Here is a 14234-nt window from a genome sequence, read left to right on the forward strand (position 1 = left end):
CTTCAAGTGAACAACTTGTTCCTTTTGTGCAAATGAATTGAGCGCCGTGTGCAACACAGACGCGGGTCGAGCCTTGTCGAGGCTTGATTTGTGGCCTGGAAAGACGGCTTGTTGGCGCAGCACGGGCGGCCCGCGCATGCTTCAGGATGTAGAATAAGAAGACAAGCAACAGCCTGAAACGACCATGAGCGAAATGAACGTGCGGCGCGTCGAACGGCGGCCCCATCTCGCGGAGCACATCACCGCCTCGCTGAGTGAAGAGATCGCATCCGGGCGATTGAAGCCGGGGGACCGCCTGCCCACCGAACACTTTCTCTCCGAGAATTTCGGGGTCAGCCGCAACGTCGTGCGGGAGGCGATTGCGAGCCTGCGCGCGCAAGGGCTGATCGAGTCGCGCCAGGGCATCGGCGCTTTCGTCGCCGCGACGCCGCAGCCGTCGGAACCGCTGCAACAAGTGAGTTCGCAACTGCTGGAAGGCGACAACACGATCCGCAACATGTTTGAAGTGCGGGCCGTGCTCGAAAGCCAGGCGGCCGCGCTCGCGGCGGCGCATATGACGCCGCGCCGACTCAAGCCGATCCAGGAAGCGGTCGAACGGATGCGCTACGAAGGCGCGCCGACGGCCGGCACCGTCAACGCGGATCTCGACTTCCATCGCGCCGTCGCGGCTGCGGCGGGCAACGACTACCTCGCTGCGATGATTCGCACCGTGCTCGAACCGATGCGTCCGCTGATCGCGGCGAACTTCGCGAGGCAAGGTCCGATGTTCGGCAACATTCCCAATGCCGCGCGCGCGGAGCACGAAACGCTGATTCAGGCCTTCATCGACAAGGATGCCGCTGCCGCGCGCGAATTGATGGGCCGGCATATCGTGAGCGCTGCGTCGCGCTTCGGCTACGACATTTCGTTTTTCTGAGCGCGCGTTTTATCGCTGGGTCTTCGTCACGCACCCGTATTTACACGGTGTAACGAGTGATGTGCCGCACACGCCGTTTATGCGTCCGCACGTCGAACGTATAGTCGGCTGATTCGCGCGGCCCGCCGGGCTGCGCCTCATCAGACGAAGATGGAACAGCGTATGAAACTGATATTTGTCGGCGACCCGATGTGTTCGTGGTGCTATGGCTTCGGCAAGGAAATGAGCGCGATTGCGCAGAGTCTACCGAATCTCGACGTGCAGGTCGTCGTGGGCGGCATGGCGGCAGGATCGACACAGGTGCTCGACGACGCAGGCAAGCAGTTCAGGCTTACGCATTGGGCGCGCGTCGAGCAGATGAGCGGCGCCGAGTTCAATCGCGAAGCGCTGATGGCGCGCGAGAACTTCGTGTACGACACGGAGCCCGTTTGCCGCGCGGTCGTGACTGCGCGGACGATCGCGCCCGGCGTCGACATGCTGAAAGTGTTCCGCGCATTCCAGCGGGCCTTTTATGTCGACGGACTCGATACGACGGACGGCAGCGTGCTCGCCGAAGTCGGCGCGCAGGCCATCGCGGAGCAAGGTATCGCGACGACGGCCGATGCGTTCTTCGAAGCATTCACTTCCGATGAAGTCATCGACGCCACGCAGCGCGATTTCGAACTCACGCGCCGCCTCGGCGTGCGAGGCTTTCCGTCGCTGTTCGTCGAGATCGACGGAAAGATCGGCCAGCTCAGTTCGGGCTATACGACGGCCGCGCAAGTCACCCAGGCGCTCAAGCCGCTCGCTGCATAGCGGCGGCTAGATCCAGTAGAGCCAGGCGAGCAGCGTCACGATCGAAAAAAGCGTGGTCATCGAAATCGCGGCGCCCGTCGAGGTCTTCTCGACGTCGTACTCGCTTGCCAGTACATAGGCGCTCTTGGCTGTCGGCACGGCCGCGCAGATCACGGCGGCGAGCGTGAGCGTCCGGTTCAGGCCCGACGCGACGCACAGGCCATAGACGATGAACGGCATCGCCACCAGCTTGAGCGCGGCCAGCAGCGCATAGCGGCTCAGATGACCGCGCAGTTCGCCGATCGACAGATCGAGGCCGATGGCGAACAACGCACAGGGCGTCAGCGCTTCGCCGAGTAGCCCGAGGTAGGTGGCGGCGGGCGCGGGCAACGCAGCGCCGCTGACGGACCACAGCAAGCCGAGAATGGTGGCGAGAATCACCGGGTTCGTGCCGATCTGCCGCGCGAGCGCGCTTGCGCGCATCTTGTGCGAACTGCTTTGCTGGTCGACTTCGAGAAGAATGACGAGCGCGGGAAACATGATTGCGCCGACAAAGACCGTCGCGACGGCGGCGGCGAGCACGCCGTGCTGGCCTTGCAGCGCCCTGAGAATCGGCAGCGCGACGAAACCCGTGTTGGTCATCGACACGATCGCGCCAAGCATTGCGCTTTTCCCAAGGCTCGCTTTCAACGCGAGGCGCGCGGCCACCACGACGGCCGCGAAGCAGAGTATCGAGCCGCCGCCGAACGCCGCCAGAAAACGCCACTCCAGCAGCGAATCGAGCGGCTCTTTGGCGACGGTCAGGAACACGAGCGCGGGCATCGCGACGTAGTAGGCGAACTGCATCAGCGGCCCGGCGACGCTGCGCGCGAGATAGCCCGTTGTGCCCGCCAGCCAGCCCGTCAGGATGATGGCGAAGATCGGCAGTATCAAACTCGCGACATGCATGATGGCGCTCCGTCGGCAGAGGGGACGTCCGGATGCAGCAGTGTGAGGATTACGCGAGTGGGGTGGCGGCCCGGCGTTCTGCCGGCAGAAGCGGTCTCGCCAGTACAGAGTAGTTCAAATGCGAGAGGATGCGTCCCTATTCGTAGCCTGGCGGCACTTTTCGGCATTTTCGATGAGCTGATCGAAATTCGCCGATTCACGCTGTTTCATCGTCCGCATACACTGGCTGTGCGATTCGTAGCGAACAGGTATCGATAGTGGACAGTGTCAATCTCGAAGTGTTGAAGTCCAGCGCGCGCTGGCTCGAACAAGGGCATCGCGCGCTACTCGTGACGGTGGTGAAGACGTGGGGCTCGTCGCCGCGTCCCGAAGGCGCGATGCTCGTCGTGCGCGACGACGGTGCGGTGGCGGGGTCGGTGTCGGGCGGCTGTATCGAGGACGATCTGATCGATCGCGTGCGACAGCGCGGCATCGAGCAGAAGAAGCCCGAAGCGGTGAAGTACGGCATCACGGCGGAAGAAGCGCATCGCTTCGGTTTGCCATGCGGCGGCACGATCCAGCTGGTTCTGGAACCTTTGACGAAGGCGAGCGGGATTGCCGAACTGTGCGAAGCCGTCGAAGACGGCCGGCTCGTTGCGCGCACGCTCGAGATGGAAACGGGCGTCGCGCGTCTCGGTCCCGCGCAGGCAACCGACGGCGTCGATTTCAACGACAGGCGCCTGCTGACGATACACGGCCCGCGTTACCGGATGCTCGTGATCGGCGCGGGGCAACTGTCGCGCTATCTGTGCAACATCGCGATGGGGCTGGATTATCAGGTGACGGTGTGCGATCCGCGCGAAGAGTACACCGACGAATGGGATGTGCCCGGCACGAAAGTCGTACGCACGATGCCCGACGATACCGTGCTCGACATGAAGCTCGATGAGCGTTGTGCGGTGATCGCGCTGACGCATGATCCGAAACTGGACGATCTGGCGTTGATGGAAGCGTTGAAAACGCCTGCGTTCTATGTCGGCGCGCTGGGCTCGCGGAGCAATAATGCGGCGCGGCGCGAAAGGCTCAAGGAATTCGATCTCACCGAAACGGAATTGGCGCGGCTGCATGGGCCGGTTGGAATTTATATCGGCAGCAGGACGCCGCCCGAAATAGCCGTGTCGATTCTTGCCGAGGTGACGGCTGCAAAGAATGGTGTGTCGTTGCCGACGTTGTTGCAGGTCGGCGCAGCAAAGAACGCGCAGGGGAAGGTGTCGTTCAGCGCCGATCCCGTTCTCGCGTGCGCAGCCTGACGGGTCTCGCACGACAGCGCATCATTTCGCGTTGGCAGCCGCGTCGAACGGACTCAGCTGCGCGGCGGCCGCGAACATCTGGGTGAACTGATCGAGCGCGGCGAGCGTATCGCGGCCGCTGCGCGTGATCCGGTAGAACGAAAATTCCACCTCCGGCCGGATCACGTCGATGCGCACCTGATAGTGGCGGCAAATGTGTTCGCAGAACGATGGCATGATCGCGACGCCGAGACCTTCGTGCGCCATGGCAATCGCTGTCTGCAAATGCCCGACAACGGTCCGCCGGCCCGTCGTCACTTCTTCCTTCGACAGCGACGCTTCGATCAGACGTTGCAGCGGATTGTCCTTGGGCAGCGTGATGAGCGGCAGCCCTTCGAGCGCGCGCCATTGCACGCCGTCGCGCGGCACCTTGCCGATGCCGTGCGCGCCGTCCATGTTCGACGACACCACGACGAGCCGCGTCGGAAAGATCGGCATGCGATCGATGCCGGAAAGCTGTGAAAAGAAGATGCCGAACGCGGCATCGAGATCGCCTTCCTCGACCATCTTGAGCAGTTCGCCGGGCGGACGGTCGACGAGTTCGATCTGCGCGTCGGGACTGGTCTCGGCGAAGCGCGCGAGCACCTGCGGCATCAGGCTCGCGGCAATCATCGGCGTGCAGCCCAGCAGCAGCGATGCCTGCTTTTGCCGGCCCAGTTCGTTCAGCTCGATCACCGACTTCTCGAGCGTCTCGACGATTTTCATTGCCGTCGGATAGAACAGTCGGCCCGCTTCCGTCAGCGCGACCGTGCGCGTGGTGCGCTCGAACAGACGGCAATTGAGCTGCGTTTCCAGTTCGCGAATGATCGCGCTCAGCGCAGCCTGGCTCAAATGCATGCTCTGCGCGGTCTTCGTGAAGCTCGACGCGTTCGCGACGCCAAGAAAGACTTTGAGTTGTTTGAGGGACAGGTTCATCGACGGCGATCCTCGAAAGCTGGGCACGTTAGGGCTGCCCGGATTCTATCGCCGTGCAGGCCTGACCGCGACCGGGGCAGACCCGATCGCGGACAGGTTACGCGAAGGCGTACCGCCCCTCTTCGTCGCGGACGATCTTACGCGTGGCGCTCGTGTCTTCGAGCCAGCGCACGATTTCGCGGCCGTCGCGCGTGCCCGTCGCCGACATCAGTTCGGTGAAGCGCTTGGGGCCATGTTCGAGCGCGGCTTCCAGCGAATCGAAGCGTGCCCCCGTGAATGCGGGCGGCGTCGGCACGCGATGTTCGAGGTCGCGCTCTTCGCCCGGACGCAATAGCGGCAGCGTCAGATCGAAGCCGACCTTCGCCGTGACCGTTGCGCCCGCAAGCGACGGATCGAGCGGCATCGCGCGCATGCCGCTGTGCATCACGAGATCGCGGTCGGCCTGGAAGCGCGTGGCGAGCGCCCAGTCCATCTGCTCGTCGGAGAAGATGTCGATGTCGGGATCGACGACGAACACGTGCTTGACGTTCGCGAGCGACGCGAACACGGCGGCGATCGCGTTGCGCGCCTCGCCCGGCACGCGCTGTTGCATCGCGACGCGCACGTTGAACATGCCGCCCGTCGCCGGGCTCGCATACACGCCGCGGATTTCGCGTACGGCGGTTTCCAGCGCGCGCCACACGGTCACTTCCGTGCGCAGCGCCGCGAGTTGCGCGGTATCCGTGCGCGCCATCGTGCGGCCGCCGATCGTGCAGGTCTGGAACACCGCGTCCTTGCGATGCGTAATGGCCGTCAGATGGAACACCGGGTTCGTCTTGATGCCGCCGTAATAGCCCAGGAATTCGCCATACGGGCCTTCCGGTTCGGCGTGGCCGCGTTCGTCCAGATAGCCTTCGAGAATGAACTCGGCGTCGGCGGGCACGAGCAGGTCGTTCGTCACGCATTTGACGACGCCCATCGGCGCGCCGCGCAATGCCGCGACGAGTTCGAGTTCGTCGGCGGGAATGCGCATCGTCGCGCCGACGTGGTCGACAGGATGCGTGCCGACCGCGAATGCGATGGGCAGCCGCTCGCCGCGCTTCGCATGAGCGATTGCGATTGCGCGCAGATCGGACGGCGCGACGAGATCGACGCCCGCCGTGCGCCGGCCGCGCAGCATCAGCCGGCGAATGCCGACGTTGGTCCAGCCGGTGTCGGGATCGACGGCGAAGTCGATCGATGCCGAGATATACGGCGCGCCGTCCAGGTCGTGCTGAAGATGAACAGGCAGCGCGGTGAAATCGCACTCGTCGCCCGTCAGCACCACCTGCTGCACGGGCGCTTCCTGGCGGCTCACTTCGATGAGCTTGCCCTTCGTGCGCAGACGTTCGCGCACGACTTCGAGCAGTTGTCCCGGCGTGGTGTCGAATGCCCTGGCGAGGCGCGAACGGCTGGCCGCCACGCTGCCCGCGAGCGATACCGTGCCGCCCGCCGGCTGCTGGAACCATACTGCACGCGGATTGCCTTCCATGATGCCGGCAACGTCGCCGAGATCGACAGGCGCTTCGCGCCGTTCGAGTTCCGTCTCATCGAGCGAAGCGAGAAAGCGCCGCAGACGGAAACGCTCGAGGTCGGGCAACTCCGCGCCTTGCGCGGTCGAAGGGATGGCGGTCTTGGGTCTCAATGTCGTGTCCTTATGTGAAGGGCGTCGCGGTCGCGCGCAGTCAGAAGCGTGCTGACAGCGCGGTGGCCGCGAGATGCGCGGCGAAGCCGCTCGAACCGGCGGCGGGCATGTCGGGTGCGAGATGCAGAAACTGCTTGACGGCGCGCAGCGTGACGGCGCTACAGCCGAGAAGCGTTTCCGTGAGCGCGTCTGCTTCATCGTCGAGCGAGGCGACGGGCACGACGCGGCTCACGAGCCCCGCGGCGAGTGCTTCCTGCGCGGTGAGACGCACGCGGCTCAGCACCATGTGCGCCACTGTTTTCACAGGCACGCGCCCGATCAGCGCCGACATCACGAGGGTCGGCGGAATGTCGCGCTCCATTTCGGGAATCTGGAAGACGGCGTCGTGGGCGGCCAATGCGACGTCGCATACGCCCGCGAGCGCACAGCCGACGCCGATCGCCTCACCGCGCACGACAGACACCACAGGCACCCGCACCGCCTTCAACGCATCGTAGAGCGCGAGCGGCGGCGCGGCGACCACACGCCGCAAGGTTTCGGCCGACGGCTTCGCGCCTTGCGGCGGCATCGGCGACTGACGTCCCTTGCAGAAGTCCTTGCCGCTGCTGACGATGCGCACGAGCTTCGTTTCGTCGTCGATCGTCGAGACGGCGGCGATGATGGCATCGCTCATCTGCTGGTCGATCAGGTTGCCGTTCTCGGGCCGGTCGAGCAAGATTTCGAGCAGCGCGCCCTTGCGGCGAATAGCGACGGATTCAGTTGACATGTGCGCCTCCTTGCGCGCGGTGAATGTATTCCCACACGACCTTCGGCGTGGCAGGCATCGCCAGTTCGTCGTCGCCATACTCGCGCAGCGCGTCGGCGAGCGCGTTGAAGATCGTCGCCGTTGCGGGCGTAATGCCGCTTTCGCCGCCGCCTTTCACGCGCAGCGGATTGCCGTGCGTCGGGTCTTCCGTCAGTTCGAGATTGAGCGTCGGAATCACGCCGGCGCGCGGCATGCCGTAGTCCATGTACGAGCCCGTCAGTACCTGGCCCGATTCGCGGTCCACATAGAAGCCTTCGGACAGCGCCTGGCCGATGCCCTGTGCGAGCCCGCCATGCACCTGGCCTTCGACAATGAGGGGATTGATCGGCTGACCGACGTCGTCGACGGAGGTGTAGTTCACGAGTTCGACGATGCCCGTATCGGGGTCCACTTCGAGTTCGCAGATGGCCGCGCCCGTCGGATGCGCGGGCACGCGGGTGTTGACCTCGGCATGCGCGTAGAGTTTTTTCATTGAAGGATCGCCGGGCTGGCCGTCCTTCGACACATGATGCGCGACTTCCGCGAGGCTGAGCTTCCTGCCATCGGCGCGCGCCGTGAAGCACGCGTCGGCGAATTCGATCTGCGCCGCGTCGACGCCGAGCAGCGCGCCCGCCACCTGCTTGCCGATCGCGACGATCTGCTGCGCGGTATCGACGAGTAGCATGCCTCCCAGACGCATCGTGCGATCCGAATGGCTGCCGCCGCCCACGCTGACAAACGCAGTGTCGCCCGTGCGCAGCTTGATCGCTTCCATTGGCACGCCGAGGTGTTGCGCGATCACCTGCGCGAACGTGGTTTCGTGGCCCTGCCCTGTGGATTGCGTGCCCGACACGATATCGACGCTGCCGTCCGGCCGCACTGTCAGTTCGATGCGCTCGCGCGGCGCGCCCACAGGCGACTCGATGTAGTTCGCGAGTCCGATGCCGCGCAGCCGGCCGTTTGCCCGCGACTGCGCGCGGCGTGCCTCGAAGCTATCCCACTGCGCGAGCGTCAGCGCGCGCGCCATGTTGCGCTCGAACTCGCCGCTGTCGTATGTGAGGCCCATCGGGCTGCGATACGGCAGCTTGTCGTGCGTCACGAGATTGCGGCGGCGAATTTCCGCGCGCTCGATGCCAAGTTGCGCGGCGGCGAGATCGAGCATGCGTTCGATCACATGTGTCGCTTCGGGCCGGCCCGCGCCGCGATAGGGCGCGGTCGGCACGGTGTTCGTCATCACGGCGCTCACATGCACGGCTGCCACGGGCACGTCGTAGACGGTCGTCATGATGCGCGTGCCGTTCGACATCGGCACATACGACACGGTATGCGCGCCCACATTGCCGATCCACTCGTTGTCGATCGCGAGAATGCGGCCGTCTTTCGAGAAGCCGATCTCCGAGCGGATGATGGCATCGCGTCCCTGATAGTCGGACAGGAACGCTTCGCTGCGATCGCTCGTCCATTTGACGGGGCGTCCAATGCGGCGCGCGGCCCACACGACGGCGAGCTGCTCGACGTAGACGAACGAACGCGGCCCGAAGCCGCCGCCCGTGTCGGGACAGACGACGCGCATGCGCGCGGGCGGCACCTTCAGCGCGGCGGCAAGGCACAGTTGCTGGCGCACGGCGCCCTGGCTGCCGGAGATCAGCGTGTAGGTGTCGGTGGCCGCGTCGTGCATGCCGATGGCGCTGCGCGGCTCCATCTGACAATTGACGAGACGGCTGTGATGAAACTCGCGTCGAACTACGTGATCCGCTTCGGCGAGGATCTTGCGTGCGGCTTCGCGGTCGCCGATCTGCGTCTGGAAGCACAGGTTGCCGGGCGCGCCATCCCACAGTTGCGGCGCATCGGGCTGCATCGCGTCGGCGCCGTCGATCACGGCGTCGAGCACGTCGTAATCGACGCCGATCAGCTCCGATGCATTGCGCGCCTGCAACGGCGTTTCGGCGATCACCATCGCGATCGCCTCACCCACGTAACGTACGCGGTCGACGGGCAGCGGAATATGAAACTGGTTGAAGATCGAGCCCGTCAGCGACGTGAGAAACGCCTTCTTCGTCGCATCGACGGCATCGACGGGATTCGGCACATGATCGATGCCCTGAAAGCCGTCGTCGAGATAGTCCTGGCCGATCAGCACGGCGACCACGCCGGGCGCTTCCTGCGCGGCGGTTATGTCGATCGAGCGCAATGCGGCGTGCGCATGCGGCGAGCGCAGAAAGGCCGCGTGCAGCTGGCCGTCGACGCGGATGTCGTCCGTGTACTGCCCATTGCCGGTGACGAAGCGCTGGTCTTCGACGCGAGGTATCGGTTTGCCGATCATGACGCGTGCGCCTCCGTCTTTGCGAACGGCGCGTCGGGGTACATCTCGCGCGCCGCGTGGCGCACCGCTTCGATGATGTTCACGTAGCCCGTGCACCGGCAGATATTGCCTTCCAGCGCGTTGCTGATGCTCGCCTGATCGAGCGCGGGTTCCTGGCGCAGATAGAACGCGCTCGCCATGATCATGCCGGGCGTGCAGAAGCCGCATTGCAAACCGTGGCATTGCACGAATGCGTTCTGCACGGGATGCAGCTTGCCGCCGCATTGCGCGCTGAGACCTTCGACGGTCACGACCTGAGCGCCGCTCGCCTGGGCCGCGAGCACGGTGCACGACTTGACGGCGTTGCCGTCGAGATGAACGGTGCACGCGCCGCACTGGCTCGTATCGCAGCCGACGTGCGTGCCCGTCAGCCGCAGATGCTCGCGCAGAAACTCGACAAGCAGCGTGTTGTCGGGCACGTCACGCGCGACGTCCGTGCCATTCACCTGCAATTGGACTTCAACCATGGTTCACCTGTGTTTCCGTTCGTGCTGCGCGCTCAATCGGCGGCGGGTTCGTTCGCTGCGCTCAGCGTCGCGTTGAAGCGCTTGAAGAACTCGGCGGCGAGCTTGTTCGCCACCGACGTGACGAGCCGCGAGCCAATCTGCGCGAGCTTGCCGCCGACCTGCGCTTCGGCGACGTAGGTGAGCAGCGTACCGTCTTCGGCATCGGCGAGCGTGACGGTCGCCGTCATCTTGCCGAAGCCCGCAATGCCGCCTTCGCCCTGGCCGACGATCCGGTAGCCGTTCGGCGCATCGCGTTCCGACAACTCCAGCGTGCCCTTGAAGCGAGCCTTCACGGGCCCGACGGACGCGACCACGACGGCCTTGTATTCGTCCGCGTTTTCCGCCGTGAACGCTTCGCAGCCGGGAATGCATTCCTGCAGAACGGCCGCGTCGTTGAGTCCTTGCCATACCTGTTCGCGCGATGCCGCGATGGTTTGCGATCCGGTGAATTCCATCCTGTTCTCCTGATTGAGCACGCGCCGTTACGACGCGAGCAACGCCTGCAGTGCGCGGCGGGTATAGGTTTCGATCAGATGCGCGCGGTACGATGCCGACGCGTTGTCGTCGTCGGGCAGCATCTCGCGGTCGATCCACAGCGACGCGAGCGCGGCCTCCGACAGGTCCTGCCGCAACGCGCCCTCCGCCTCCAGCCAGCGGAATACCGACGCGCCCGCGCCCGTCACGGCGACGCGCACGGCGTCGTCGTACTGAGCAATGAAGACGCCCGCCACCGCGTAACCCGATGCGGGATGCCGGTACTTCGCATACGCTGCGCGGCGCGGAATGGCGAATTCGATAGCGGTGACGAGTTCGTCCGCTTCGAGCGCGGTTTCGAAGGTGTCGATGAAGAAGTCGTCGGCGGGAATACGGCGCTGCGACGACGTGACGACATGCGCGTTCAGCGCGAGCACGGCGGACGGGTAGTCCGCTGCGGGGTCGTTGTTGGCGACCGAGCCGCCCATCGTGCCGCGGTTGCGTACCTGCGGATCGGCGATCACGCTGGCCAGATGCGCGAGCGCGGGAATCGCGTCGCGCACGACAGGCGAGGCCGCCACTTCCGCGTGCTTCATCAGCGCGCCGACGCGCAGCGTATCGCCGCGCACCTCGATGCCGCGCAGTTCGCCGATGCGCGTGAGGTCGATCAGATGCGACGGTGCGGCAAGGCGTTGCTTGAGCGTCGGGATCAGCGTCATGCCGCCCGATAGCGGCCGCGCTTCTTCGTGCTCGCGCAGCCAGGCGACGGCTTCCGCCAGCGATGCTGCGCGCAGATAAGTCGTGTCGTACATGTTGTCTCCTGCAGCATGCGCAGCGTCGCCGCGCATGCCTGACATCTGTCATTGCGGGCCTTCGAGTTCAGGCCCATTGCGGCTTTTTACGGCTCCGAGAGCCAGTTCTCCAGCGCCGTGGCGAGCGCGACGGGCACTTCGTACATCGCGTAATGCCCTGCGTTGCGCAGCGTGTCGAGCGTCGCGTTCGGATACCACGCGAGCCACGTGCGCGTCATCAGCTCGGCCGTGATGGTCGGATCATGCTCGCCGACGAAGAGCTTCACGGGAACCCGGTTGCCTTCGACCTGCGCAGCGAAGTCGCCCGTCGCCCATTGCGGCAGATAGCCCGCAAACGCTTCGCGCCGCGAGTCGCGTTGCGAAGCCTGCGCGAGATGCGTGCTCCATTGCGTGGCAAGCCGGCTGCCCGTCGAAAAGTGAATGATGCCTGCGCGCTTCGCGACATCGTCGATGCAAGCCGAGAACATCGCGAGGCGCGTGTCGTCCATGCGCGAGCCGCATGCGGGCACGGCGGAAATACCCGCCATCTTCACGACGCGTTCGGGCGCGCCGACGAGCACGCGCTGCATCGCCATGCCGCCCATCGAATGGCCGATCAGGCTGAAGCGCTGCCAGTCGAGACGATCCGCGAGCGCAAGCACGTCGCTCGCAGCCTCGTCGAACGTGAACGCGCCGTCGATTTCGCGCGAGAGACCGTAACCGCGATAGTCGAAGAACGCATAGCTGAAGCGTTCGGGATCGAGCGCGGGCGTCAGTGCATGCCAGTCCGCCGAACTGCCGAACCAGCCGTTCAGCGCGATGACCTTGTGCGGCCCGTGTCCAAACTGACGAAAACCGTTGAGCGCGGTCATGTTCATTGCCCCCCGGCGGCATGCGGATACGGCAGCGCGGGCGCGATGCGCCCGCGGCATTCGCCGAAGCCGATCGACACCGCGCCGGGCGCGCTGGCGCGTGCCGTGAGGACGATTTCGTCGCCGTCTTCGAGCGCGATGCGCGTTTCGCCGTTCGGCAGCGCGAGCGGCTTCTTGCCCGCTTCGCTGAGCTCGGTGAGGCACGCGCGAGCGGCGTCGTCCGCGCCGGAAATCGTGCCGCTGCCGAGCAGATCGCCCGTGCGCAGGTTGCAGCCGTTGCTCGTGTGATGCGCGACCATCTGCGCGAAGGTCCAGTACAGATTGTCGAGATGCGTGTGCGTGATCTGCACGGCGGGCATGCGGTCGCCGCGCATCGCAGCCGTCGATAGATGCGCGAACAGTTCCAGGTCGATACCGCCGCTTTGCTGATCGCGTGCGCCATGAAGATGCGGCAGGATCGCCGGGTCGCCCGCTGCGCGCGAAGGCGCGGCCTTGCGGAACGGCGCGAGCGCCTCTTCCGTGACGAGCCACGGCGACAGGCTCGAATGAAAGCTTTTACCGAGGAACGGGCCGAGCACCTGTTCGAACCATTGAATGCTTTTCGCCGACCAGTCGTTGAGCAGGCAGTAGCCGAACACGTGATCGCGTGCGGTGTCGATGGAAATGGCTTGCGTCAGCGCATTGCCGCGACCGATGACGGCGGCCAGTTCCAGTTCGAAATCGAGCATCGGCGCAGGGCCGAAGCGCACGTTGCCGTCGGCGTCGCGAAACTGGCCGTGCGGACGTCGCACATCGCCGCCGCTCACGCGCAGCGACGACGCGCGGCCATGATAGGCGATCGGCAACGACTTGAACGCTGCGGGCAGCGGATCCGCGAGGCCCTTGTAGCGGCCGTGGCGCTCGGTGTGATGCAGCGACGTCAGAAAGTCCGTGTAATCGCCGATCGCGCAGGGCAGCGTGAGCTCGACATCGGCGGCGAGCGGCAGCACGGCATCGAGCGATGCGGCGAGGCGCGCTTGCGCAGGCGAACCATGTTGCAGCAGATCCGATAGCGCGGCGCGCAGCGCGCTCACGCGGCGCGCGTCGAGCGCCATCAGCGCGTTCAGTGTGTGGTCGCATGCCGTGGCGCAGGCGAGCGCCGCATCGCCGTCGAGCAGTGCCAGATCGTGAAGCGCGCGCAGATCGACGATGCGATCGCCGATTGCGACACCCGTGCGGATCTGGCCGTCGCGCACGAACGCGCCGAACGGCAAGTTCTGAATGGGGAAATCCGTGGTGCCGGCATTCGCCGACTCGATCCAGCTTCGCCGCGCCGGATCGTGCGTGAAATTCAATGCACTCATTCGGGGCGTGTCTCCGATACTGCCTTGTTCTTTTCAGCCGTCCAGGCGTCGAGCGCCGGCCGAGCACGCATTTTATAGCCTTCCAGTTCATCGACGGGCGCGACGGGAACAGTCAGTTCGACGCGCAGTCCGTTCGGATCGAAGAAATAGATCGAGCGCACGAAGTGATGATCGGTCACGCCGAGCACCTCGATGCCATAGTCGATCAGGCGCGCCTTCATCGCATCGAGCTGGTCGAGCGTGTCGAGCCGCAGCGCGATGTGATTGACCCACGGCGGCGTATTCGGCGAGGGCAGGGCGGCCGTGTCGTCGCCGAGATCGAAGAACGCGATGTTCGAACCGTCGGCCATTTCGAAGAACACGTGCACATACGGGCAATGTTCGCCCGTGCTCGGCACGCGGTCGAGTCGGATCACGTGGACGAGCGGCAGACCGAGAATGTCTTCGTAGAAGTGGCGCGTTTGTTCGGCGTCGCGGCAGCGCCACGCAAAGTGATGCAGGCCGAGCACGGGCGCCGGGCTGGAGTTGGACACGGTGTCTCCTTGTATTGCAGATTCG

At 65.1% G+C, this 14234-nt stretch carries 14 protein-coding genes; 3 read left to right on the forward strand and 11 right to left on the reverse strand.

Going from position 1 to position 14234, the window contains the following annotated elements; translation table 11 throughout:
• The first annotated feature begins 184 nt into the window (after positions 1–184).
• Together FRZ40_RS42390 and FRZ40_RS42395 are read left to right on the forward strand one after the other, a co-directional pair.
• Positions 185–916 carry a FadR/GntR family transcriptional regulator gene (locus tag FRZ40_RS42390; protein ID WP_028365305.1) on the forward strand — a complete coding sequence of 244 codons (732 nt, stop codon included), beginning with the start codon at positions 185–187 and terminating at the stop codon, positions 914–916.
• 162 nt (positions 917–1078) lie between these two features.
• A complete protein-coding gene (locus FRZ40_RS42395) occupies positions 1079–1711 on the forward strand; it encodes a DsbA family protein (protein WP_147238263.1) in 633 nt (210 codons plus the stop codon).
• Between the two features lie 6 nt (positions 1712–1717).
• Here the strand turns inward: FRZ40_RS42395 and FRZ40_RS42400 are convergent, their stop codons facing one another.
• A complete protein-coding gene (locus FRZ40_RS42400) occupies positions 1718–2638 on the reverse strand; it encodes an AEC family transporter (protein ID WP_147238264.1) in 921 nt (306 codons plus the stop codon).
• A 257-nt stretch (positions 2639–2895) separates the two neighbouring features.
• Here FRZ40_RS42400 and FRZ40_RS42405 point away from each other — a divergent pair, with 257 nt between their 5' ends.
• Entirely contained in the window at positions 2896–3927 is a 1032-nt protein-coding gene (locus tag FRZ40_RS42405; RefSeq protein ID WP_147238265.1) for an XdhC family protein, read from the forward strand.
• Positions 3928–3948: 21 nt separating this feature from the next.
• Here FRZ40_RS42405 and FRZ40_RS42410 read toward each other — a convergent pair whose 3' ends face one another.
• From FRZ40_RS42410 to FRZ40_RS42455, 10 genes are all read right to left on the reverse strand, one after another.
• A complete protein-coding gene (locus FRZ40_RS42410; protein ID WP_028365309.1) occupies positions 3949–4881 on the reverse strand; it encodes a LysR family transcriptional regulator in 933 nt (310 codons plus the stop codon).
• Between the two features lie 97 nt (positions 4882–4978).
• Positions 4979–6544 (reverse strand): UbiD family decarboxylase, encoded by a 1566-nt coding sequence (locus tag FRZ40_RS42415; RefSeq protein ID WP_147238266.1) that lies wholly within the window; start codon positions 6542–6544, stop codon positions 4979–4981.
• Positions 6545–6584: 40 nt separating this feature from the next.
• Positions 6585–7310: an enoyl-CoA hydratase/isomerase family protein gene (locus FRZ40_RS42420; protein WP_147238267.1), complete on the reverse strand. Its 726-nt coding sequence runs from the start codon at positions 7308–7310 to the stop codon at positions 6585–6587.
• A complete protein-coding gene (locus FRZ40_RS42425; RefSeq protein ID WP_147238268.1) occupies positions 7300–9651 on the reverse strand; it encodes a xanthine dehydrogenase family protein molybdopterin-binding subunit in 2352 nt (783 codons plus the stop codon). The genes FRZ40_RS42420 and FRZ40_RS42425 overlap by 11 nt, the downstream gene beginning before the upstream one ends.
• Complete coding sequence (locus tag FRZ40_RS42430; protein WP_028365313.1) at positions 9648–10157, reverse strand: (2Fe-2S)-binding protein; 510 nt, start codon at positions 10155–10157, stop codon at positions 9648–9650. Before FRZ40_RS42430 ends, FRZ40_RS42425 begins: the two co-directional genes overlap by 4 nt.
• A gap of 32 nt (positions 10158–10189) precedes the next feature.
• Positions 10190–10651, reverse strand: coding sequence for an SRPBCC family protein (locus FRZ40_RS42435; protein WP_147238269.1), 462 nt, complete (start codon positions 10649–10651; stop codon positions 10190–10192).
• 27 nt (positions 10652–10678) lie between these two features.
• Positions 10679–11482 carry an FAD binding domain-containing protein gene (locus FRZ40_RS42440; RefSeq protein ID WP_147238270.1) on the reverse strand — a complete coding sequence of 268 codons (804 nt, stop codon included), beginning with the start codon at positions 11480–11482 and terminating at the stop codon, positions 10679–10681.
• Between the two features lie 86 nt (positions 11483–11568).
• On the reverse strand, positions 11569–12333 hold the full coding sequence (locus FRZ40_RS42445; RefSeq protein ID WP_147238271.1) for an alpha/beta fold hydrolase: 765 nt from the start codon (positions 12331–12333) through the stop codon (positions 11569–11571).
• 2 nt (positions 12334–12335) lie between these two features.
• Positions 12336–13676, reverse strand: a complete 1341-nt coding sequence (gene fahA, locus FRZ40_RS42450) for a fumarylacetoacetase (RefSeq protein WP_147238272.1) — start codon at positions 13674–13676, stop codon at positions 12336–12338.
• On the reverse strand, positions 13673–14209 hold the full coding sequence (locus FRZ40_RS42455; RefSeq protein WP_147238273.1) for a VOC family protein: 537 nt from the start codon (positions 14207–14209) through the stop codon (positions 13673–13675). The genes fahA and FRZ40_RS42455 overlap by 4 nt, the downstream gene beginning before the upstream one ends.
• Positions 14210–14234 lie beyond the last annotated feature (25 nt).

The sequence above is a fragment of the Paraburkholderia azotifigens genome, from assembly GCF_007995085.1.
GTDB lineage: Bacteria > Pseudomonadota > Gammaproteobacteria > Burkholderiales > Burkholderiaceae > Paraburkholderia > Paraburkholderia azotifigens.

Excerpts from the sequence above, each read along its gene's own strand:
- FRZ40_RS42425 (WP_147238268.1), bottom strand. The coding sequence starts at position 9,651 with ATGATCGGCAAACCGATACCTCGCGTCGAAGACCAGCGCTTCGTCACC.
- FRZ40_RS42400 (WP_147238264.1), bottom strand. The coding sequence starts at position 2,638 with ATGCATGTCGCGAGTTTGATACTGCCGATCTTCGCCATCATCCTGACG.
- FRZ40_RS42420 (WP_147238267.1), bottom strand. The coding sequence starts at position 7,310 with ATGTCAACTGAATCCGTCGCTATTCGCCGCAAGGGCGCGCTGCTCGAA.
- FRZ40_RS42435 (WP_147238269.1), bottom strand. The coding sequence starts at position 10,651 with ATGGAATTCACCGGATCGCAAACCATCGCGGCATCGCGCGAACAGGTA.
- FRZ40_RS42430 (WP_028365313.1), bottom strand. The coding sequence starts at position 10,157 with ATGGTTGAAGTCCAATTGCAGGTGAATGGCACGGACGTCGCGCGTGAC.
- FRZ40_RS42440 (WP_147238270.1), bottom strand. The coding sequence starts at position 11,482 with ATGTACGACACGACTTATCTGCGCGCAGCATCGCTGGCGGAAGCCGTC.
- FRZ40_RS42410 (WP_028365309.1), bottom strand. The coding sequence starts at position 4,881 with ATGAACCTGTCCCTCAAACAACTCAAAGTCTTTCTTGGCGTCGCGAAC.
- FRZ40_RS42390 (WP_028365305.1), top strand. The coding sequence starts at position 185 with ATGAGCGAAATGAACGTGCGGCGCGTCGAACGGCGGCCCCATCTCGCG.
- FRZ40_RS42395 (WP_147238263.1), top strand. The coding sequence starts at position 1,079 with ATGAAACTGATATTTGTCGGCGACCCGATGTGTTCGTGGTGCTATGGC.
- fahA (WP_147238272.1), bottom strand. The coding sequence starts at position 13,676 with ATGAGTGCATTGAATTTCACGCACGATCCGGCGCGGCGAAGCTGGATC.
- FRZ40_RS42445 (WP_147238271.1), bottom strand. The coding sequence starts at position 12,333 with ATGACCGCGCTCAACGGTTTTCGTCAGTTTGGACACGGGCCGCACAAG.